Genomic DNA, 19,567 nt, shown 5'->3' with positions numbered 1-19,567 from the left:
GCGCGCCCGACTCAGGTAAAATGCGCGCCTGCGCCTGATCGACCTCCCCCGTGGCGTCGGCAGCCGTCAGGTCCGATCCATCCGGAACCTCCCGACCAGGGAGCTTCGTACGGAGGCGGGCTACCCGCCCGCGACAGCCATGACTGAAACCACTGATACCAGCACTCCTCCCGCGCCCAAGATCGAGTTCCCCTGCGAACGCTACCCGATCAAGGTGATCGGTGACGCCGGCGACGGCTTCGCCGACCTGATCGTGGAGATCATCCAGCGCCACGCGCCGGACCTGGACGTCGCCACCCTGGTGACCCGCGACAGCCGCAACGGTCGCTTCCTCTCGGTGCAGGTGCTGATCACCGCCACCGGCGTCGACCAGCTGCAGAACATCCATAGCGATCTGCGCGCCAGCGGCCGCGTGCACATGGTGCTGTGATGCCCGAGGCCGGTCCTTCCCTGGGCTTCCGCGAACTCGGCGTGCTGCCCTACGAGCCGACCTGGCACGCCATGCAGCGCTTCACCGCCGAGCGTGACGAGGGCACGCCCGACGAAGTCTGGCTGCTGGAGCACCAGCGGGTATTCACCCAGGGCCAGGCCGGCAAGGCCGAACACGTGCTGATGCCCGGCGACATCCCGGTGGTCAAGGTGGACCGCGGCGGCCAGGTGACCTACCACGGCCCCGGCCAACTGGTGGCCTACCTGCTGCTCGACGTGCGCCGCTCGCACCTGGGCGTGCGCGAGCTGGTCACGCGCATCGAACAGAGCCTGATCGGCCTGCTCGAGGGCTTCGGCGTCAGCGCCGTGTCCAAACCCGACGCCCCGGGCGTCTACGTGGACGGCGCGAAGATCGCCTCCCTCGGCCTGCGCATCCGCAACGGCCGGTCCTTCCATGGCCTGGCGCTGAACGTCGACATGGACCTGGAGCCTTTCCGTCGTATCAATCCCTGCGGCTACGCAGGCATGGCCATGACCCAGCTGCGCGAGCTGGCCGGCCCCATCACCCTGGCCGAGGTGCGCGAACGCCTGCGCGGCGAACTCACCGAGCGTCTTGGCTACGCTGAACAGAAGACCCTAACGGGCGGGATCGAACTGAGATGAGCACTGTTGTGGAGACCCCGGGCCAAGGCAAGCCGGGCAAGGTGGAAGTCGGCGTGAAACTGCGCGGCGCCGAGAAGGTGGCGCGCATTCCGGTGAAGATCATCCCCACCGAGGAACTGCCGAAGAAACCCGACTGGATCCGCGTGCGCATCCCGGTCTCGCCCGAGGTGGACCGCATCAAGCAGCTGCTGCGCAAGCACAAGCTGCACAGCGTGTGCGAAGAGGCCTCCTGCCCGAACCTGGGCGAGTGCTTCTCCGGCGGCACCGCCACCTTCATGATCATGGGCGACATCTGCACCCGCCGCTGCCCGTTCTGCGACGTCGGCCACGGCCGGCCGAAGCCGCTGGACGTGGACGAGCCGACCAACCTGGCCATCGCCATCGCCGACCTGCGCCTGAAGTACGTGGTGATCACCTCGGTGGACCGCGACGACCTGCGCGACGGCGGCGCCCAGCACTTCGCCGACTGCCTGCGCGAGATCCGCAAGCTGTCCCCCGGCATCCAGTTGGAAACCCTGGTCCCGGACTACCGCGGACGCATGGACATCGCCCTGGAAATCACCGCCGCCGAGCCGCCGGACGTGTTCAACCACAACCTGGAAACCGTGCCGCGGCTGTACAAGTCCTCGCGCCCGGGTTCGGACTTCGAGTGGTCGCTGGACCTGCTGCAGAAGTTCAAGCAACTGGTGCCCCACGTGCCGACCAAGTCCGGCCTGATGCTCGGCCTGGGCGAGACCGACGACGAGGTCATCGAGGTCATGCAGCGCATGCGCGAGCACGAGATCGACATGCTCACCCTCGGCCAGTACCTGCAGCCCTCGCGCAACCACCTGCCGGTGCAGCGCTTCGTCCATCCGGACACCTTCGCCTGGTTCGCCGAGGAAGGCGCGAAGATGGGCTTCAAGAACGTCGCTTCCGGCCCGCTGGTGCGCTCCTCGTACCACGCCGACCAGCAGGCCCACGGCGGCAAGATCGGCTGACCGGCGCCCGATACCCCGGCCGGCCCGCAAGGGGCCGGCCGTTCATCCTGCGAATTTTCCCCTCCCTGCGGCACCTCTCTTTCCCCTCCGCTCCATACCCACGAACCGCGCTTGCTCCGGGCCTCTGTGCGGCCGGTCACAGATATGGCTTACGGGAGTAGTGGCACATTGCCAGGAAATAAGTGGGGCTGAAGGCGCCTTTCCCTGACTGTATAGGGGAAAAGTTCGATTGGGCGTATAGGGCGTTTCCTACGTTTTTTGGGGGTTCCCTTACCTTAATTCATTTCCGAGTTTGTTCGACCATTTGTCCGGGCCTTTGAAGACGCCCTGACAACCAACGAGTCAGTGCCAGCCAAGCGCTGCCTGACGCCGTATCGACCTGGAGTTCGAACAAATGAGCAAGAAGCTAATCGCCGCCCTGGCGTGTCTTTCCGTGGCCGGCTTGTCCGGTGCGGCAACGGCTGCCGACGGTACCCTGACCTTCGAGGGCCTGGTCAACGCCAAGACCTGCACCCTCGAGCCTTCCAGCGCCAGCCAGCTCGTCACCCTGCAGCCGGTGAACGCCGACCTCCTGCAGGGCGCAGGGACCGTTGCCGGTTCGCAGACCTTCACCCTCAACACCACCGGTTGCGACGCCAATGCCATGGTCGCCGCGGTGTTCGCCACCGGCGGCAACGTCGACCCCGCCACCGGCAACCTGAACAACACCATCCCTTCCGCGAACGGCGGCACCAATGCGCAGGTCGCCCTGTTCCGCGCCGACGGCACCACCAAGATCGACCTGAGCGACGTCTCCAGTTCCGGCGGCTACCAGGTGGAGTCCGGTGCCGACGGCAAGGCTTCCCTGGGGTTCGTTGCCAAGTATGCCGCGAGCAGTGCCACCACCACCCCTGGCGTACTGAAGACCAACCTGCAGTACACCATGAGCTACCAGTAAGTCCCGCTTCCCCCGGGAGGCGACTCCCGGGGCATCCACCGAGGTTTCCATGAGCATGCTGATTCGTGCTGTCGCAATGACGGCAGGGCTCGCCTTTGCCGCGTGCCTGAGCACTTCCGCCTGGGCCGCCGTCACCGTCCAGGGCACCCGCCTGGTCTACCCCGCCGGCGAGCGGGAAATCACCGTCCGCCTGAGCAACGACGGCAAGGTCCCGGCGCTGATGCAGATCTGGGTCGACGAAGGCGACATCCAGACGCAACCCCAGGATGCCGACGCGCCCTTCGTCATCACCCCGCCGATCTTCCGCCTCGACCCCGCCAAGGGCCAGTCGGTGCGCGTGGCCTTCAGCGGCGAGACGCTGCCGGACGACCGCGAGTCGCTGTTCTGGTTCAACGCCCTGGAGATCCCGCCGCTGCCGGACGCCAGCGAGCGCAGCTACATGCAGATCGCCGTGCGTTCGCGGCTGAAGCTCTTCTACCGCCCCTCGGGCCTGCCCGGCAGCGCCGCGGAGGCGGTGCGCAAGGTGCGCTGGCAGGTGCTGGAGCAGGCGGGCAAGCGCGTACTGCGCGGGGAAAATCCCACGCCTTACCACGTGTCCTACGCCAGCCTGGGGCTGAAGCAGGGCGGGCGCGGCCACGATCTCGGCCCGGGCATGCTCAAGCCGTTCTCCCACGAGGACTTCGCCCTGCCCGCCACCCTGAAGGCCGCCGGCGGCACCCTGGAGTACAGCTGGATGAGCGACTACGGCGTCGCCACCGACGACAAGGTCAAGCTGCCGTGACCGGCATGGGCTCCTGCACAGGCTTCATCCGGCGCTGGAGCGGGCGGCGCAGGACCACCGCCGCCCTGGGCTCGCTCGCCGCCGCCCTGGCCGGCCTGCCGAGCCTCGCCGGCTGGGCGGACGACCAGCCGGTGCGCTTCGACACCGACTTCCTGCGCAACGCGCCGGGCCAGACGGTCGACCTGACGCGCTTCGAGCAGGGCAGCCCGGTGCAGCCCGGCAGCTACACGCTGGACCTGTACCTCAACGACAACTGGCAGGGGCGGCAGCGCGTCGAGGTGCGCGAGGACGCCCGCGTGTGCTGGGCGCGCGAGCAACTGCCGCTGCTGGGGCTGGCCATCGACCGCCTGCCGGCCGAGGCCCGCGAGGCGCTGCAGGCCGCCGACCCGGCGTGCATCGACCTCCAGCGCCTGATCCCGGATAGCCGGGTTACGCCCGACCTGGCCGACATGCGCCTGGAGCTGAGCATTCCCCAGGCCTACCTGCGCCGCACCCGCGCCGACCACGTCGACCCGCGCGACTGGGACCGCGGCATCACCGCGGCCTTCGTCGACTACAACGCCAACGCCTACCACAGCGACGTCGGCGGCAGCAGTTCCAGCCAGTACTACGCCGGGCTCAACAGCGGGGTGAACCTCGGCGACTGGCGCCTGCGCCACAACGGCAGCTATAGCCGCTCCGACGGCGTTTCCGAGTACGACGCCATCAGCAGCTACGCCCAGCGCGACATCACCGCGCTGAAGTCGCAGCTGACCCTGGGCGAGTACTACACCCCCGCCGACCTGTTCGACAGCGTGCCCTTCACCGGCGTCCAGCTGGCCTCGGACGAGCGCATGCTGCCCGACTCGCAGCGCGGCTTCGCCCCGGCCATCCGCGGCACCGCCGAGACCAACGCCAAGGTCACGGTGCGCCAGGGCGGCAACATCCTCTACGAAACCACGGTGGCGCCCGGCCCCTTCATCATCGACGAGCTCTACGGCACCGGCTATGCCGGCGACCTGGAAGTCACCGTGACCGAGGCCGACGGCCGCGAACGGCGCTTCACCGTGCCCTTCGCCAGCGTGGCGCAACTGCTGCGCCCGGGCGTGTCGCGCTACAGCCTCAGCGCCGGCGAGTACCGCGACGAGCGCCTGGACGACGCGCCTAAGTTCCTCCAGGGCACCTACCAGCGCGGCCTGTCGAACCTGTGGACCGGCTATACCGGCGGCATCGTCGCCGAGAACTACCTGGCGCTGCAGGGCGGGGTAGCGCTGAGTACGCCGGTGGGCGCCTTCGCCTTCGACGTCACCCGCTCCAGCGCCTCCGGCCTGGACCCCGTCCACGGCCTGGGCGGCGATGCCAGCGGGGAGAGCTACCGGCTGAGCTACAGCAAGCTGGTGGAGTCGACGCGCACCAACTTCGCGGTCGCCGCCTACCGCTTTTCCAGCGAAGGCTACCTGGGGCTGGGCGAGTTCGCCGAACTGAGCGACGGCTCCGGCGGCACCGGGCGCTTCCGCCAGCGCAACCGCCTGCAGGCCAACATCAGCCAGCCCCTGGCGGACGGCTGGGGCAGCTTCTACCTCAGCGGCTCGGCGCAGAACTACTGGAACGTCGACGCCGGCAGCGACCTCAGCTACCAGGCCGGCTACAGCAACGGCTGGCGCTGGGGCAGCCTGAACCTGTCGGCCAGCCGCACCCGCTCGCAGTCCGGGCAGAGCCAGAACCAGTACATGCTCAGCCTGTCGCTGCCCCTGGGCCGCGCGCCCAGCTCGCCCTACCTGAGCAGTTCCTACAGCCGCACCGACAACGGCGCCAGCGATGCCCAGCTCGGCCTGTCCGGCTCCCTCGGCGAGCGCAGCGCCTTCAGCTACGGCGTCTATGCATCGCGCAGCCGCAACGACGGCGGCAGCAGCACCAGCAGCGGCGCCAACGCCCAGTATCGCGCCTCGGCCGCCTCGCTGTCGGCCAGCGTCAGCGATGGCGACGGCTACCGGCAACTGGGCGTGGGTCTGTCCGGCAGCCTGCTGGCCCATGCCGGCGGCATCAACTTCAGCCCCGACCAGGGCGAGACCAAGGTACTGGTCGAGGCCCGCGGCGCCAGCGGCGCCGGCCTGGTCAACAGCACCGGCGCGCAGGTCGCCGGCAACGGCTTCGCCTTCACCAGCGGCCTCACCCCCTACCGGCGCAATCGCGTGGGGCTGGACCCCAAGGGCCTGGGCGAGGACGTCGAACTGCAACTGACCGAGCAGACGGTGGCCCCGCGCTTCGGCTCGGTGGCCCTGCTCAAGTACCCGACGCGCAACGGCCAGCCGCTGCTGCTGACGCTGCGGGACGAGGACGGCGGCAAGCTGCCGGTGGGCGCCGAGGTGCTGGATGCCGAGGGCACCAGCCTGACCCTGGTGGGGCAGGGCAGCCGCGTGTTCCTGCGCGCCGAGCAGGCGCAGGGCGAACTGCTGGTGCGCTGGGGAACCAGCCCCGACCGCCAGTGCGGGGCCGCCTACCAACTGCCGGAAACGAAGGCCGAAGGCCAGCCGTTCTTCCGCCTCGAGGCGCTCTGCCGCCGATCCGCCAACTGACAGGTGGGCGCCCGGCGCCCACGGAGAGTCCCCATGCTGAGAACAACCCTGCCGCTCTGCCTGCTGCTGTTCGCCGCACCTTCGGCCTGGGCCTCCTGCGCCTTCGTGCCGGGCTACATGACTTCGGTCTTCAGCGTGCCCATCGATAACGTCCTGGCCGTTCCGCGGGACGTGCCGGTCGGCACCGCGCTGTTCGACAGCGGCTGGCAGCGCGCGACCGGCGTGACCATCCGCTGCGACAGCAGCGGCCACGCCCGGGGCCTGCTGGGCGGCGGCTTCGGTGCGCCGCTGCAGGGCATTCCCGGCTTCGGCAGTGGCGAGGTGCTGGACACCGAGATTCCGGGCGTGGGCATCCAGGTGTTCTGGTGCAACTACGATTCCGAGTGCGGCAACCCTCCCGTGCCGAATCGGAGCGTGTCGCTGGTACAGAAGCTGGACTGGCGGGTGCCTGCCGATACCTATGCGCCCAGGAACAACTGGTGGGTGCGGCTGGTGAAGACCGGGCCGCTCCAGGCCGGGCTGCACGGTTTCAGCGGCACGGCGACGGTGCGCTACCTCGACCTGGACGTCGCCACGCTCAGCGTCCACGGCGCGCTGAGCACCAGCGCGCCGACCTGCCGGCTGGACACGCCCAACCTGGTGGTGCAGATGCCCACCGCGCCCCTGGATGCCTTCCAGGGCCCGGGGGTATTGCCGGAGCCCTGGCAGAAGCGCTTCGACATCAACCTGCAGTGCGACGCCGGCATCCGCCTCAGCTACCGGGTCGACCCGCTGTCGCTGTCGGCCGCGGCGGTGGGCGTCATGGCCAACCGCGAGGGGCCGCACATGGCCAGGAACGTCGGCATCCAGCTGTTCCACGGCGATGGCGAGGACGCGCAACCGCTGCCCATCATGACCAAGCTGCTGCACACCCCCTCGACCGCGGCCGGCCTGGTGCGCATCCCGCTGCTGGCCAGGTACTACCAGATCACCCCGAAGGTCACCTCGGGGCTGGTGACCACTTCGGCCACGCTGACCCTGACCTACGAGTGAGGCCTCCCATGTTCAACAGAACCCTGGGTTGTGCCCTGTGCCTGCTGCTGTGCCTCGCCGCACCGGCGGCCTGGGCGAAATGCAGTTTCAAGCCGGGCTATATGAAGTCCGTCTACAACGTCGAGCTGCCGGCGGACCTGGACTTCCCCCAGGACCTGGCGCCAGGCCGGATGCTGTATTCCAGCGCCTGGCGGAGCGCCACCGGCGTGCGCATCGCCTGCAACGCCTCGGGCAGGGTGTCTGGGCGGGTGGCGGGACACATCGGCCCGCTGCTCGAGGTGCCGGGCTGGTACAACGGCGGCGTGCATTCCACCAACGTGCCGGGCGTGGGCATCGCCGTGTACTGGTGCAACCGGGGCAACAGCTGCGAGCCCTCGCCGCCGGTGACCAGCCTGAACTGGGAGGTCGGGCCCTGGGACTACGATCCGGAGAACAACTGGCTGGTGCTGCTGGTCAAGACCGGGCCGATCGCCTCGGGCGTGCACGACTTCCTCGGCACCGCGACGGTGCGCTACGACAACCTGGACGTCGGCGAGCTGAGCATCCACGGGCGCTTGAAGGTGACCGCCCGGGGCTGCCGGCTCGACCCCGCCAGCAGCACCCAGACCATACGCCTGCCGACGGTCCCGGTGGATGCCTTCCAGGAGGGCGGCGTGTTGCCCGACCCCTGGCTGGGGCGGCCCTTCGACCTGCGCATGGAGTGCGATCCGGACATCCGCCTGAGCTACCGCATCGATCCGCTGTACCCCAGCAACTTCCCCGACGTCCTGGCCAACCGGCAGGGCGACGGCCTGGCGCGCAACGTCGGTATCCAGCTGTTCCGCGAGCTTGGCGGCAAGAGCGTGGTGCTGCCGCTGCGGATGACGGTGTTCGAGGGCTGGACCCAGGGCGGCGCGCAGCGTATCTCGCTGTTCGCCCGCTACTACCAGACCGGCGCGCGGGTCACGCCCGGCGCCCTCAACACCGCTGCGACCTTCAGCATGATCTACGAGTGACGCATTCGACATCCTGAGCCCTGGCGGCGGAACCCGTTTGCATTTGCGCGGACGGGCCGTTGAGCCAGGGCGGCGGCCCCACGATCATGGTCCGACCCGGCAGGCGCCTGCCGCCGAGCCGGGGCATATTGCCACGGAGCGGGGGAGTCGTGTGCGGAGGTTCCGGGCACCGTTCGTCTGCCACTGGATGGAGGACGAAAAGTGTCACGGAAATGCTTGCGTGTCGGATCCTTGTCATTGCTCATGAAATCCCTGGGGTTGTCGATCGCCTCGGGCCTGGCGCTGCTGTCGTCGGCGCCGGCCCTGGCCGACTGCTACTGGAGCAACGGTGGCTCGGGGTATGCCGGCCCCGGCAAAGTCGATTGGCCTCTACCTGCCACGCTGTCGGTTCCGCGGGATAAACCGGTAGGCGCGGTGCTCTGGCGTTCGGGTTGGAAATGGGGGGCCACCGGCATGCTCAACCGCTGTTCGGCGGGACGTATCAGCGGCCGCCTGACCAGCGACATCGGCCAGCCCACCAGCAATCCTGCGGTCCATGCCACGAACGTTCCCGGTATCGGCATCGCGGTGTTCTGGTGCAACGTGGGCCAGTCTTCCTGCGCGTCCGATCCGTTTCCGCTCGGGGTGACCGACAACCGCACCTGGTCGGAAGTCTCGGCGCTGAACTGGAGCTACCGGGCCGGCACCTACGATCCTTTCACGCACTTCATCGTGTATCTGGTGAAGACCGGCGACGTCAGCCCCGGAGTGATACGGATCGGTGGCCTGTCACAGGTGTTCTACAACGCCATCGAGGTCTCCCAGCTGACCCTGTCGGGGCAGACCATCGTCAGTTCGCCCGCCTGCCAGATCACCTCGGGCACCGACGTGCGCGTGCGGATGCCCCAGGTGACGGTCACCGACTTCCCGCCGAGCATCGGGGTGATGGCCGACGACAGCAAGGCCGCCCCGTTCAATATCGGCCTGCTGTGCAGCGGCAGCATGAAGGTCAGTTACAGGATCGATCCGCTGAACGCCGCGACCGTCGCCAACGTCATCGACAATGCGAAGGGCGCGGACTACGCGGCGGGCGTCGGCATCCAGCTGTTCCAGGGCGACACGTCCAGTTCCACGGTGCTGCCGCTGTCCACCCGCCTGACCCAGGCGAACGTCTCGGGCTCCAATCTGCCGCTGTCGATCCCGTTGGTGGCCAGGTACTACAAGACTTCCAACCGCATCAGCGGCGGCGCGGTGCGGGCTTCGGCGATGTTCACGCTGTTCTACGAATGAGGCGGTCGGTGCGGGCCGGCATTGCCGGCCCGCACGGGACCTTTCAGTCGCCTTGCTGCAGGCGTGCCAGCAGCGCCGGGGTGGGGTAGCCGTCGGCCGGCAGGCCCTGGCTCTGCTGGTAGGCGCGGATGGCCGTGCGGGTGTTGGCGCCGATGATGCCGTCCGGGTTGCCCGGCTGGTAGCCGCGGGCGGCCAGGCCCTGCTGCAGGGCGATGCGCTCGCTGCGGCTCAGCGGGCGGTCTTCCACCGGCCAGCCGGCCTCGATGCGGCCCAGGCCCTTGAAGCTGTCCGACAGCAGCCCGACGGCCAGGGCGTAGTTGGTGGAATTGTTGTACCTGAGGATGGCGCGGAAGTTGTCCAGCACCAGGAACGCCGGGCCGCGGTAGCCGGCCGGCAGCAACAGCGAGGCCGTGGCCTGGGGGTTGCCCGGCAGGCGCCCGCCCACCGGCTGCACGCCCAGGCGCAGCCACTCGCTGATCGGCTTGCGGATGCTCATGTCGGCCTGGGCGTAGTCGAAGCCCTGGGCCAGGCGCACTTCGAAGCCCCAGCTCTGGCCGGGCTTCCAGCCGGAGGACTGGAGGTAATTGGCGGTGGAGGCTAGGGCGTCGTCGGCGGAGCGCCAGATGTCGCGGCGGCCGTCGCCGTCGAAGTCCACCGCGTACTGGTCGTAGGTGGTGGGGATGAACTGCGTCTGGCCCATGGCGCCGGCCCAGGAACCGACCATGTCGGTGGCCGGCACGTCGCCGTGCTGGATGATCCGCAGGGCGCTCAGCAACTGGCCGTGGGCGTACTCCGGGCGGCGCCCTTCGTAGGCCAGGGTGGCCAGGGAGCGGATCACGTTGCGCTCGCCCATGTTGTTGCCGAAGTTGCTTTCCATGCCCCAGATCGCCACCACGGCCTCGGCATCCACCGCGTAGCGGCTGTCGATGCGCTGCAGCACCGCGGCGTTCTGCGTCAGCTTGCCCTGGCCATTGCGGATGCGCGTCGGCGACACGGCGCCGGCCAGGTATTCCCACACCGGCCGGGTGAACTCCGGCTGGCTGCGGTCGGCGGTGACCACCGCCGGGTCGGGCTCGAGGCCGGCGAAGGCCTGGTCGAAGGTCTGCGCGCTGATGCCGGCGGCCAGGGCCTGCTGGCGGAAGCCGTCGCGCCAGGTCTCGAAGCTGATGGACGGCAACGGCTGGCCATCGGCGTCAAGCAGCACGGTGGCCGTGGACGGCTGCGAATTCGCCGCCGGCGCGTCGGCGCAGGCGGAGAGCACGCAGGCACTGAGAAGGGTCAGGCAGAGGGGGAACAGGCGGAAGGGTGAAGCGGGTGTGCGCATTGCGCTCCTCGGCGGGTTCTTCAGGCAGCGGCCACCTTAGCACGCGGACGGCGGAGCGTCTGCCGCCGGGCCGGGCGCCGCGATGACAGGTTGTTGCAGGTTCAGGGGGCGGGCTTGGCCTTGGCGGCACTCTGGTCCAGTTCCTTGAGCATCTGGTCGTAGGCCGCGCAGTCGTCCGGGCGCTCCTTGCTGGAACGGCTCTTCTTCATGGCGGCGAGCTGGGCGTTGAGGCGCTTGGCGGTTTCCGGGTCGCGCTGGGTGATAGCGGCGACCTTGTCCGCGACCTGGCGGCCCTTGGCCAGGGCCTGCTGGTCGGAACAGAAGGCCCAGGCCGAGCCGGCCATGGGCAGCAGGGCCAGCACCAGGCCGGCGGCGAGTGTCCTGGTGTTCATCGTGCTTCTCCGGGTGTTGTGCCTATTCCATGGAGGGCGCACGGGGGGCCGGAGTTCCATCGATCTTGGCCACGGGCTCAGGATCCCTTCGCGGCGGGGAAGCCTCCGCGCTCCCCCGGCGCTTGGGTCGGGCCTCAGAAGTAGTAGCCGATATTGCTGTACAGCTGGTTTTCCCAGTGGCCGGTGCCGCCGGCGCCCAGGCTCTGGGTGTAGTCGCTGCCGCCGATGTACGGATCGTTCCTGCCGTGCAGCCATTCCAGGGCTATCCACAGCGGGCCGAGGCTGAAGGAGCTGCCGAGGATCAGGCGCTGGGAGTCGCTGAAGGCGCTTTCGTCCTTGTCGAACAGGCTGTAGTTGCCATAGACCTTGATGCCGGAGAGCCAGCCGTAGCGGCCGGGGATGTCGTAGCTGAGGTCGGCGACGTAGAGGTTGCCCTTGGCCGCGACGTTGAAGGTGCCGTCGAAGCTGCCGAAGCTGACCAGCCTGTCGCTGCCCGGGTTCTTCGCATTCATCTGCTGGCGCGTGGCCTGCGCCTGTATGCCCCAGGGGCCGCGCTTGCCGCTGTAGTGCAGGGCGAAGGCGTAGCGGCTGCCGTTGTCGTCGGTGTCCCGGTTGTCCAGGGTCGAGCTCAGGACGGAGGCGCCGACTTCCGAGTTCCAGCCGCCGCCTTCGAACTTGCGGGCCAGCCGGCCGACCAGGATGTTGCGCTCGTGGTTGTCGCTGCCGTCGACCACGTAGTCGTCGGCCGTCGCCACGCTGGTGCCGTAGGTGCGCCCGCCGCGGCTGGTGCCGCGCCCCTGTTCCGCCGGGATGGGGTAGTAGGCGGCCTGCAGGTCCCAGCCGGCGCTGTTCTGCAGGTATTTCACGCCGATGTCCTGGGTGTCTTCCAGGCCGATCACGTTGCCCAGGGTTTCGAAGAAGGTGCTGCCGAAATACGGCAGCAGGCCGAAGGGGATGGGCGTCTGGCCGACCTGCACCTGGCGTTGCGCGGAGAATTTGTAGCCGACCCAGGCGTACTCGGCGAAGGCGATGTCGCCGACCCGGTCGGTGTATTCGTAGGGATAGGCGTCGCCATAGAAGCGGTACTTGGCCGCGGCTATCCAGGTGTCGGAATGGTAGTCGGCGGTGAGGAAGAAGGTGTCGAAGCTGAACTTGGAGATATCCCGGTCCGGGTCGTAGTCCAGGCGGCCGCGCAGGGCGCCGCCGAGGTCGAGATCGTCGGTGATGGATACCGCGTGCGCGCCGGTGGCCAGCAGGGCCAGCGGCAAAAGGCAGGCGATGAGCCGCAGATGCAGGTGCAGCATGGAGTGCTCCAGTGTTTGTCGGTTCTTGTTGTCGGGAGCGAGCGGCGCCGGGCCGCTCGGGGTCAGCCGATGTCGCTTTCGGCCAGTGGGCGGCGGGTGAGGGAGGGCGCCCAGAGGTAGCCGAGGAAGGCCAGGCAGAAGGAAGCCGGCGCGGAGAAGGTGGACAGCTCGGCGTGGCCGAGCAGGGCGATGCCCACTGCGGCGGAAAGGAACCAGGTCAGCAGGCCGCGGGCGTTGAAGGCGGGCAGTTGCGCGGGATGGCGGCCCGGCTGGCTGCGCGTCCTGCGTATTTCCGCGAGGGCGATCGCCACCCAGGAGACGATGAAGATGCTCTGGTAGGACAGCGCCTGGAGGATGTAGCCGAAGACGTCCAGCAGCATCAGCAGGTAGACCAGCGTCCCGGTCAGCAGCGCCCAGGCCGCGTAGGGCACCCGGCGCAGGCCCAGGCGGCCGAAGAAGGCCTGCATGTTGGTCGCGGCGAGGAAGAAGTTGCCGGTGTTGATGCGCGTCTGGGTGATCCAGACGAACAGCAGGCCGCCCAGCCCCATCAGCTTGAGGATCGCCAGGACCACCGAGACCTCGCTCAGGCCGCCGTCGCTGGGGATGGTCGCGGCGAGGAAGATGCCGACCGTGCCGTTGAGCAGGAAGGTGACCATGTAGAAGGGAATGCCGAAGTTCACCCGCGCGTGGTAGTCGCTATCCTCTGGGCGGCCGTAGCGGGCGTAGTCCCAGGTGTACATCATCAGCACCCAGACGCCCATGAAGTAGGTGAAGCAGTTCCACCAGCCGTGCGCCACCGGGCCGCCGGGCGGTGCCAGCTCCAGCCAGGCAGTGGAGTAGCCGTATTCGGCGATGCTCATGCCGACCAGGGCGAACAGGCCGATGAGGTAGAGCGGCAGCAGCACGCCGTTGAGCTTGTCCAGCCGGCGCATGGCGTTGCCGAAGATCATCAGCACGCTGTAGACCACTACCACCAGCGCCGAGGCGTGCGTGCCCAGCGCGGGAAAGCTGTGCTGCAGCGCCACGGCCATCACCGAGCCCTCGAACACGCTGTAGTAGACCGCCGTGGCGCAGAAGATCAGCGTGGCCAGGGCCGCGCCGGCCTTGCCGAACAGCACCTGGGAGAACAGCGCCACCGATAGCCCGCTGGCGATGGCATAGCGGCTGATGACCGCATTGATCGCCCCGTAGCTGAGCACCGACAGCAACAGGCCGATGAGTGCGTTGAGGGTGCCGTAGCCCATTGCCAGCGCCGCGGCGACCACCAGGTAGAACATCGCGCTGCAGATGCCCCACCAGGCCATCGTCAGCGAGCCGCGGCCGAGCCGCTGGGCCTCGGGAATCACTCCCGCGGCGAGTTCCGTGGATGAAGCCGAATTCGAGATTGCTCCTGCCATGACCGTCCCCTTTGTTGTTGTTGAAATGAGCGGTCGCACGACATTAGGGGAACGGCTTCGCCAGGTATTTGCCGACAGCGCAGGAAGTTTTGTCGGCCAGCGCAAGCGGGTTCAGGGCGGGGGGATCGTTGGGAGGGGGGATGATGCGGGCGGTTGCGGGAGGGGGCTTTCGCGGGGATTTTCAGGCTGCCAGAAAGAACGAAGCCTCCCAGTTGTGGGAGGCTTCGCGGCGGTAGCTGCCTTTGCCTTTCTGCGGTTTTTCCTGGCGGCTGCGGAACAGCGGTTGGGCTACCAGGGACTTGGCCTTGTTCGGCCGCTTGGCTTTCTTCGCCATGGTCTTCTCCTCGGGATGAACGCCCGCCCATTGCGGGCGACGGCATCATCGGCGCTTTCTCCGGGGATGTCCAGGCCGCAGGTCAGTTGACCCGCGCAGCCCTGCGCAGCTCGCCGGGCGCGATGCCGTAGCGGGCCTTGAAGGCGCGGTTGAAGTGGGCCTGGTCGGCGAAGCCCCAGCGGTAGGCCAGCTCGCCGATGGACGGCGGTGGCGGCATGGCCAGCAGGGCATCGTGGCAGGCCTGCAGGCGCAGTTCGCGGACCCACTCCTGCACGCTGCGGCCGCTGCCCTGGAACAGCCGGTGCAGGTAGCGCACCGAAATGCCGCAGGCCTGGGCGATGCCGGCGGGGTTCAGGGTGCTGTCGTCGAGGTGGCGGTGGATGTGCTGCTCGACGCGGCGCAGGTGGGCCGCGGCGACGGCGCTGGACTGGCTTTCGCCGGGGTGCTGGCGCTCCAGGGCCATGCCCAGCAGTTCGAGCAGTTGGCGGCTCAGGCGTTGCCCATCGCCGGGTTCGAGCTCGCCCAGGCGGCGCGCGCTGAGGGCCAGGTAGTCGGCGAACAGCGCGCCGGCGCCGCGGGTGGCGTCGAAATTCAGCGCGCAACGCTGGTCGGGCGTGGCGACGTGGCGGCGCAGGGTGCGTTCGGGCAGCTTCAGCACCCACAGGGCGTTGCTCTGGGCGTAGAGGAATTCATAGGGTTCGCCGCTGCGTTCCAGCACGAAGCTGCCGGGCTGGCAGACGGTGCGGCGGCCGCGCTGGGTAAATTCGAAACAGCTGCGCAGGGGCAGGGAGAGCAGAAACGACTCGTCCTCGCTCTGGCCGAGATGGTGGTTCTGGCGACGGTAGCGCAGGGGCGAGGAGTCGAGGTAGGACAGGCTCAGGTCGCCCAGGCTGAACAGCTCCAGCCGGCCCTGGAAGCGCTCGCCCGCCATGTAGTCCAGTTCCAGCGGGAAATAGGTGTCGCTGACGCAGCGCTTCCAGTAGTCCTGGCGCCGCTCGCTGGCGATATCGGTGGTGTCGAAGCAGGCTTGCTTGGTCATGGCGGCGGCGGTTGCAGCGTATTCGGGGTGGAATATCCATGCAGCTCTTGTGCCTTGCCAGGCGCAGGGGCGCCGGACCTCCGCGGGAGGCCCGGCGCTCCCGGCTCAGCGCTGGCGCGTCAGGCGGTAGCAGCCGGACTCGTGCAGCTCGACGACCCAGCCGGGGCGGATGAGGATGTTGGTGGTGGCTTCCTCGATCACTGCCGGGCCGTGCAGGCGGTCGCCGGCCAGCAGCAGGGCGCCCTGGTACACCGGCGTGTCGGTGCGGATGCCGTCCTCGCCGAAAAGCATCGGCCGGCTGCCGGCCAGGGCCCGCTGGGCATGGCCGTCGCTGGCCGCCAGGCTGGGGAAGGGCGGGCGCGAGACGCGGCCGATCACCTGGCTTTCCAGGTTGACGATCTCCACCGGGTTGTCCGCCTCGGCGTAGGTGTAGAGCGCCTCGTGGCGGCGGTGGAAGGCTTCGACTATGGCCGGCAGGGTGTCGGCGTTGACCTGCAGGTCGCCGATTTCCACCGTGCATTCGTGGATCTGCCCGACGTAGCGCATCTCCAGGCTGCGCACCACGGCGATGTCCTCGTCGCGGAAGCCGTCGCCGCGCAGGGTGGCGCGGCCCTGCTGCTCCAGTTCGGCGAAGGCCGCTTCCAGGCCGGCCAGGTCGGCGTCCTCGCGGGCGAGGATGGGGTAGGTGGCCAGGTAGTTGTGCTTCACGTCGGAGAGGATCTGCCCGAGCGCGCACAGGCCGGAGGCGACCTTGGGGATCAGCACGGTGTCGATGCCCATGTCCTCGGCCAGCGCGGTCATGTGCACGCCCGCCGCGCCGCCGGCGCCGATCAGGGCGAAGTCGCGCGGGTCGTAGCCGCGCTCGATGGACACGCGGCGGATGCCGTTGACCATGTTGGCGTTGACGATGGCGTGGATGCCCCAGGCCGCCTTGTCCACGTCCATGCCCAGGGGCTCGGCGATCTTCCCGCGGATGGCCGCCAGCGCCGCCTCGCGGTCCAGGCTGATGCGCCCGCCCAGGCGCGCCTCGGGGTTGAGGTAGCCCAGGGCGAGGTTGGCGTCGGTCACCGTCGGCTGCTCGCCGCCCTGGCCGTAGGCCACCGGACCGGGGCTGGAGCCGGCGCTCTGCGGACCGACTTCGAGCATGCCGTAGGGGTTGATGTGGGCGATGGAGCCGCCGCCGGCGCCGAGGGTCTCGACCTGGATCATCGGCACGCCGATGCGCTGGCGCAGGAAGTCGGCGTCGCGGCTGAGGTTGGTCTTGCCTTCGCGGGTCAGGGTGATGTCGAAGGAAGTGCCGCCCATGTCCACGGTGATGACGTTGCGGATGCCGAACGGCTGGGCCACGAACAGCCCGGCCTGGGGCGCCGAGGCCGGGCCGGAGTTGATCGCGTTCACCGCGCGGCCGCGCATGTGCTCGCCGGTGGCCAGGCCGCCGTTGGACTGGAAGTAGCGCACCGGGCGCTGCGCGCCGAGCTGGCGGAAGTAGTCGTCGATCTTCGCCACGTAGCGCGCCATCACCGGGCTCAGGTAGGCGTTGACCAGGGTGGTGGAGGTGCGGGTGTATTCGCGGATCTGCGGGAACACCTCGGTGCCGCTGCAGACGAACACCCCCGGCAGCATCTCGCGCAGGATGGCCACGGCGCGCTGCTCGTGGGCCGGGTTGCGCACCGACCAGAGGAAGGATACGGCGACCGCCTCCACGCCCTGCTCGGCGAACAGCCGTGCGGCCTCGCGCACGTCGTCCTCGTTCAGCGGCGCGTGCTCGCGGCCGTCGGCGAGGATGCGCCCGCGCACCGGACGGCGCAGGAAGCGCGGGGCCAGTTGCGGCGCCGGCGGGTAGTCGGGGTCGTAGCGGTAGCCTTCTTCCTTGTGGCCCAGGCGGATCTCGATGCTGTCCTCGTGGCCGGCGCTGGCCAGCAGGCCGACTTTCACGCCCTTGAGTTCGATCAGCGCATTGAGCGCTACGGTGGTGCCGTTGATGCAGAGGTCGCAGTTGGCGACGACCTCTTCCACCGGGCGGCCCAGCGCCTGGCTGATCTGGCGCAGGCCGTCGGCGATGGCCAGGGTGCCGTCCTGCGGGGTGGAAAGGGCCTTGAACAGGTGAACGCGGCCTTCGCGCTCGGCCAGGATGAAGTCGGTGAAGGTGCCGCCGGCGTCGACACCGAGGCGGTATTGGCTGTGCATGTCGGTTTCCTCAGGCGGTTTGGCGGCGTTGGGCGGTGGCAGCTTGATCGACTTCGCCGGCGGGGTTCAGCACCACGCCGTAGTCGAGTTCGGCGCCCTGCGGCGAGACCAGGCCGTCGCGCACGTCGCGGGCGACCGCCTCGGGCAGGCGGCGGAAGGCCTGGCCGTAGCCGCCGCCACCCGGCGTGCGGTTGACCAGGCGTTCGCCGGGCTTGAGCACGGTCATGACGTTGCGGGTGTGCTTCTCGTGCTCGCCGGCGCGGACGATCTCCACGCCGCCCAGCTTGGGCGCGTCCAGGCCGTTGGCCGCGCCGGCGGCGCCCATGGTGGTGCGCTGGCGGCCTTCGCCGAAGGAGATCACGGTCATCTCGTGGTCCAGCGGCTCCACTTCCAGGCAGGTGCCCGAGCCGCCGCGCAGCTGGCCGGCGCCGGCGCTGTCGGCCATCAGGCCGTAGCGGTGGATGAGGATCGGGTAGCTGTACTCCAGCAGCTCGATGTCCCCGGAGTAGAGCGCGCCGAAGCAGCACAGCGGGCCGCAGGCGTGCCAGCCGTCCAGTTCCGAGGTGGCGCCGGCGCCGGAGATGATCGAGGCCAGCACCATGGTCACGTATTCCTCGCCGGTGCGCGGGTCGACGCCGGCGATGTTCACCCCGCTGGTGTGCCCCCAGGAGGCGGTGACGCGTTCCGGCGCGGCCTGCTCGAAGGCCTGGCGCACGGCGTCGGTGAGGGTTTCCATGGGCGTGGTGGTGCAGTTGACGTGGGGCGCCGGTTCCTCGGCGTTGCACAGGGTGCCTTTCGGCCCCAGGTCCACGGTCACGCAGCGGTACAGCCCGGCGTTATAGGGCGGCGGCACCTGGGCGAACATCATCAGCCCGAGGTAGATGCCCGACATCGAGTTGCCGGCGTAGGAGTTGATGAAGTAGGGCACCTGCGGCGGGCTCTGCACGGCGATGTGGCAGTTGTCGTCCTTGATGGTGACGGTGGCGCTGATGGCCAGTTCGCCCAGGCCGTGGCCGGAGTCCTCCAGCACCGCGTGGCCGGTGTAGCTGCCGTCGGGCACCGAGCGGATCAGCTCGCGCATCTGTCGGTCGGCCATGTCCTTCAGCTCGGCGATGCACTCGTGCACCGTGGCCACGCCGTACTTGTCGAGCAGGGCGATCAGGTTGCGCTCGCCGACGCGGCAGGCGCCGTACTGGGCGTTGAGGTCGCCTTCCTGGTTGCGCCGGGCGCGCATGTTGGTGAGCAGCAGGTTGATCACGTCCTCGCGGCGGCGGCCCTTGTCCCACAGCTTCACCGGCGGGATGCGCAGGCCTTCGGCGTAGATTTCCTTGGCATCGGGGTTGTAGCCGGCCGGCACCGGACCGCCGATGTCGGTGAGGTGGCCCTTGCACACGGTCCAGAACACCAGCTCGCCCTGGTAGAACACCGGCTTGTACATGCAGCAGTCGATGATGTGGCTGCCGGCGTAGGTGGGGTCGTTGTGGTAGATCACGTCGCCTTCGGCGATGTCGTCGCCGAAGTAGCCGGACACGGCTTTCATCGCCGGGATCAGCGAGCCCAGGTGGATGGGGATGTCCTGGCCCTGCAGGATCATTTCCGAGTGGTGGTCGAAGAGCGCGTTGGAATAGTCGTGGGCGAGGTTGAAGACGCTGGAACGGCTGGTTTTTTCCAGCGTCAGGGTCATCTCGCGCTGGGTCATTTCCAGCGCGCCGCGCACCACGGCCAGGGTAATCGGATCGGCCGGCATCGCTTTGTTCTCCTTATCGGCGGGTCGATGGGGCGACGATAGGGAGGCGCCGGCCGGGCGTATTGCGCGGGAGCGCAGTGGTTCTTGTCGTGCAGTGCACAGGTGCCGAACGGGGGCTTTCCGGCATCAATCTGTAGGAGCGGGCCCTGCCCGCGATTCGCGCGCAGGGCGCGCTCCTACATGGGAATGGCGCGGGTGGAGC

General features: G+C 68.8%; 17 protein-coding genes. 9 read left to right on the top strand and 8 right to left on the bottom strand.

The window, feature by feature from the left end; genetic code table 11:
- The first annotated feature begins 139 nt into the window (after positions 1 to 139).
- The 9 genes from M8R19_RS11890 (at position 140) to M8R19_RS11850 (ending at position 9,641) form a co-directional block, all read left to right on the top strand.
- Positions 140 to 430, top strand: coding sequence for a DUF493 domain-containing protein (locus M8R19_RS11890; protein WP_249917888.1), 291 nt, complete (start codon positions 140 to 142; stop codon positions 428 to 430).
- Positions 430 to 1,092 (top strand): lipoyl(octanoyl) transferase LipB, encoded by a 663-nt coding sequence (lipB, locus tag M8R19_RS11885; RefSeq protein WP_249917887.1) that lies wholly within the window; start codon positions 430 to 432, stop codon positions 1,090 to 1,092. The genes M8R19_RS11890 and lipB overlap by 1 nt, the downstream gene beginning before the upstream one ends.
- Positions 1,089 to 2,072, top strand: coding sequence for a lipoyl synthase (lipA, locus tag M8R19_RS11880; RefSeq protein ID WP_074981957.1), 984 nt, complete (start codon positions 1,089 to 1,091; stop codon positions 2,070 to 2,072). Before lipB ends, lipA begins: the two co-directional genes overlap by 4 nt.
- Positions 2,073 to 2,466: 394 nt before the next feature.
- Complete coding sequence (locus tag M8R19_RS11875) at positions 2,467 to 3,009, top strand: fimbrial protein (RefSeq protein ID WP_249917886.1); 543 nt, start codon at positions 2,467 to 2,469, stop codon at positions 3,007 to 3,009.
- A 49-nt stretch (positions 3,010 to 3,058) separates the two neighbouring features.
- Positions 3,059 to 3,790, top strand: coding sequence for a fimbrial biogenesis chaperone (locus tag M8R19_RS11870; protein ID WP_064987593.1), 732 nt, complete (start codon positions 3,059 to 3,061; stop codon positions 3,788 to 3,790).
- Positions 3,791 to 3,795: 5 nt separating this feature from the next.
- Entirely contained in the window at positions 3,796 to 6,345 is a 2,550-nt protein-coding gene (locus M8R19_RS11865) for a fimbria/pilus outer membrane usher protein (RefSeq protein WP_249917885.1), read from the top strand.
- Between the two features lie 33 nt (positions 6,346 to 6,378).
- Positions 6,379 to 7,377, top strand: coding sequence for a fimbrial protein (locus M8R19_RS11860; protein ID WP_249917884.1), 999 nt, complete (start codon positions 6,379 to 6,381; stop codon positions 7,375 to 7,377).
- 8 nt (positions 7,378 to 7,385) lie between these two features.
- On the top strand, positions 7,386 to 8,372 hold the full coding sequence (locus M8R19_RS11855; RefSeq protein ID WP_249917883.1) for a fimbrial protein: 987 nt from the start codon (positions 7,386 to 7,388) through the stop codon (positions 8,370 to 8,372).
- A 243-nt stretch (positions 8,373 to 8,615) separates the two neighbouring features.
- Positions 8,616 to 9,641 (top strand): fimbrial protein, encoded by a 1,026-nt coding sequence (locus M8R19_RS11850; protein ID WP_249920170.1) that lies wholly within the window; start codon positions 8,616 to 8,618, stop codon positions 9,639 to 9,641.
- 43 nt (positions 9,642 to 9,684) lie between these two features.
- Here the strand turns inward: M8R19_RS11850 and M8R19_RS11845 are convergent, their stop codons facing one another.
- The 8 genes from M8R19_RS11845 to capB form a co-directional block, all read right to left on the bottom strand.
- Entirely contained in the window at positions 9,685 to 10,989 is a 1,305-nt protein-coding gene (locus M8R19_RS11845; protein ID WP_502943061.1) for a lytic murein transglycosylase, read from the bottom strand.
- Positions 10,990 to 11,066: 77 nt separating this feature from the next.
- Positions 11,067 to 11,357, bottom strand: a complete 291-nt coding sequence (locus M8R19_RS11840; RefSeq protein ID WP_009617320.1) for a hypothetical protein — start codon at positions 11,355 to 11,357, stop codon at positions 11,067 to 11,069.
- Between the two features lie 134 nt (positions 11,358 to 11,491).
- Complete coding sequence (locus tag M8R19_RS11835) at positions 11,492 to 12,661, bottom strand: porin family protein (protein WP_488453604.1); 1,170 nt, start codon at positions 12,659 to 12,661, stop codon at positions 11,492 to 11,494.
- A gap of 62 nt (positions 12,662 to 12,723) precedes the next feature.
- Positions 12,724 to 14,007, bottom strand: coding sequence for a purine-cytosine permease family protein (locus M8R19_RS11830; protein WP_249917881.1), 1,284 nt, complete (start codon positions 14,005 to 14,007; stop codon positions 12,724 to 12,726).
- Positions 14,008 to 14,239: 232 nt separating this feature from the next.
- Positions 14,240 to 14,392 carry an alternative ribosome rescue factor ArfA gene (arfA, locus tag M8R19_RS11825; protein ID WP_043313745.1) on the bottom strand — a complete coding sequence of 51 codons (153 nt, stop codon included), beginning with the start codon at positions 14,390 to 14,392 and terminating at the stop codon, positions 14,240 to 14,242.
- Between the two features lie 82 nt (positions 14,393 to 14,474).
- Entirely contained in the window at positions 14,475 to 15,431 is a 957-nt protein-coding gene (locus M8R19_RS11820; RefSeq protein ID WP_249917880.1) for an AraC-like ligand-binding domain-containing protein, read from the bottom strand.
- A gap of 105 nt (positions 15,432 to 15,536) precedes the next feature.
- Positions 15,537 to 17,618: a caprolactamase subunit alpha gene (gene capA / locus M8R19_RS11815; protein ID WP_249917879.1), complete on the bottom strand. Its 2,082-nt coding sequence runs from the start codon at positions 17,616 to 17,618 to the stop codon at positions 15,537 to 15,539.
- A 10-nt stretch (positions 17,619 to 17,628) separates the two neighbouring features.
- Positions 17,629 to 19,365: a caprolactamase subunit beta gene (gene capB / locus M8R19_RS11810; protein ID WP_283939458.1), complete on the bottom strand. Its 1,737-nt coding sequence runs from the start codon at positions 19,363 to 19,365 to the stop codon at positions 17,629 to 17,631.
- Between the last annotated feature and the right edge of the window lie 202 nt (positions 19,366 to 19,567).

It is taken from the genome of Pseudomonas sp. R3.Fl (assembly GCF_023516765.1).
Classification (GTDB): domain Bacteria; phylum Pseudomonadota; class Gammaproteobacteria; order Pseudomonadales; family Pseudomonadaceae; genus Pseudomonas; species Pseudomonas citronellolis.
Note: the sequence above shows the minus strand (reverse complement) of the source record. Positions and strands in the feature narration are given on the sequence as shown.

Coding starts and splice junctions, on each gene's coding strand:
- M8R19_RS11890 (WP_249917888.1), top strand. CDS start 140: ATGACTGAAACCACTGATACCAGCACTCCTCCCGCGCCCAAGATCGAG.
- lipB (WP_249917887.1), top strand. CDS start 430: ATGCCCGAGGCCGGTCCTTCCCTGGGCTTCCGCGAACTCGGCGTGCTG.
- lipA (WP_074981957.1), top strand. CDS start 1,089: ATGAGCACTGTTGTGGAGACCCCGGGCCAAGGCAAGCCGGGCAAGGTG.
- M8R19_RS11875 (WP_249917886.1), top strand. CDS start 2,467: ATGAGCAAGAAGCTAATCGCCGCCCTGGCGTGTCTTTCCGTGGCCGGC.
- M8R19_RS11870 (WP_064987593.1), top strand. CDS start 3,059: ATGAGCATGCTGATTCGTGCTGTCGCAATGACGGCAGGGCTCGCCTTT.
- M8R19_RS11865 (WP_249917885.1), top strand. CDS start 3,796: ATGGGCTCCTGCACAGGCTTCATCCGGCGCTGGAGCGGGCGGCGCAGG.
- M8R19_RS11860 (WP_249917884.1), top strand. CDS start 6,379: ATGCTGAGAACAACCCTGCCGCTCTGCCTGCTGCTGTTCGCCGCACCT.
- M8R19_RS11855 (WP_249917883.1), top strand. CDS start 7,386: ATGTTCAACAGAACCCTGGGTTGTGCCCTGTGCCTGCTGCTGTGCCTC.
- M8R19_RS11850 (WP_249920170.1), top strand. CDS start 8,616: ATGAAATCCCTGGGGTTGTCGATCGCCTCGGGCCTGGCGCTGCTGTCG.
- M8R19_RS11840 (WP_009617320.1), bottom strand. CDS start 11,357: ATGAACACCAGGACACTCGCCGCCGGCCTGGTGCTGGCCCTGCTGCCC.
- M8R19_RS11835 (WP_488453604.1), bottom strand. CDS start 12,661: ATGCTGCACCTGCATCTGCGGCTCATCGCCTGCCTTTTGCCGCTGGCC.
- arfA (WP_043313745.1), bottom strand. CDS start 14,392: ATGGCGAAGAAAGCCAAGCGGCCGAACAAGGCCAAGTCCCTGGTAGCC.
- M8R19_RS11820 (WP_249917880.1), bottom strand. CDS start 15,431: ATGACCAAGCAAGCCTGCTTCGACACCACCGATATCGCCAGCGAGCGG.
- capA (WP_249917879.1), bottom strand. CDS start 17,618: ATGCACAGCCAATACCGCCTCGGTGTCGACGCCGGCGGCACCTTCACC.
- capB (WP_283939458.1), bottom strand. CDS start 19,365: ATGCCGGCCGATCCGATTACCCTGGCCGTGGTGCGCGGCGCGCTGGAA.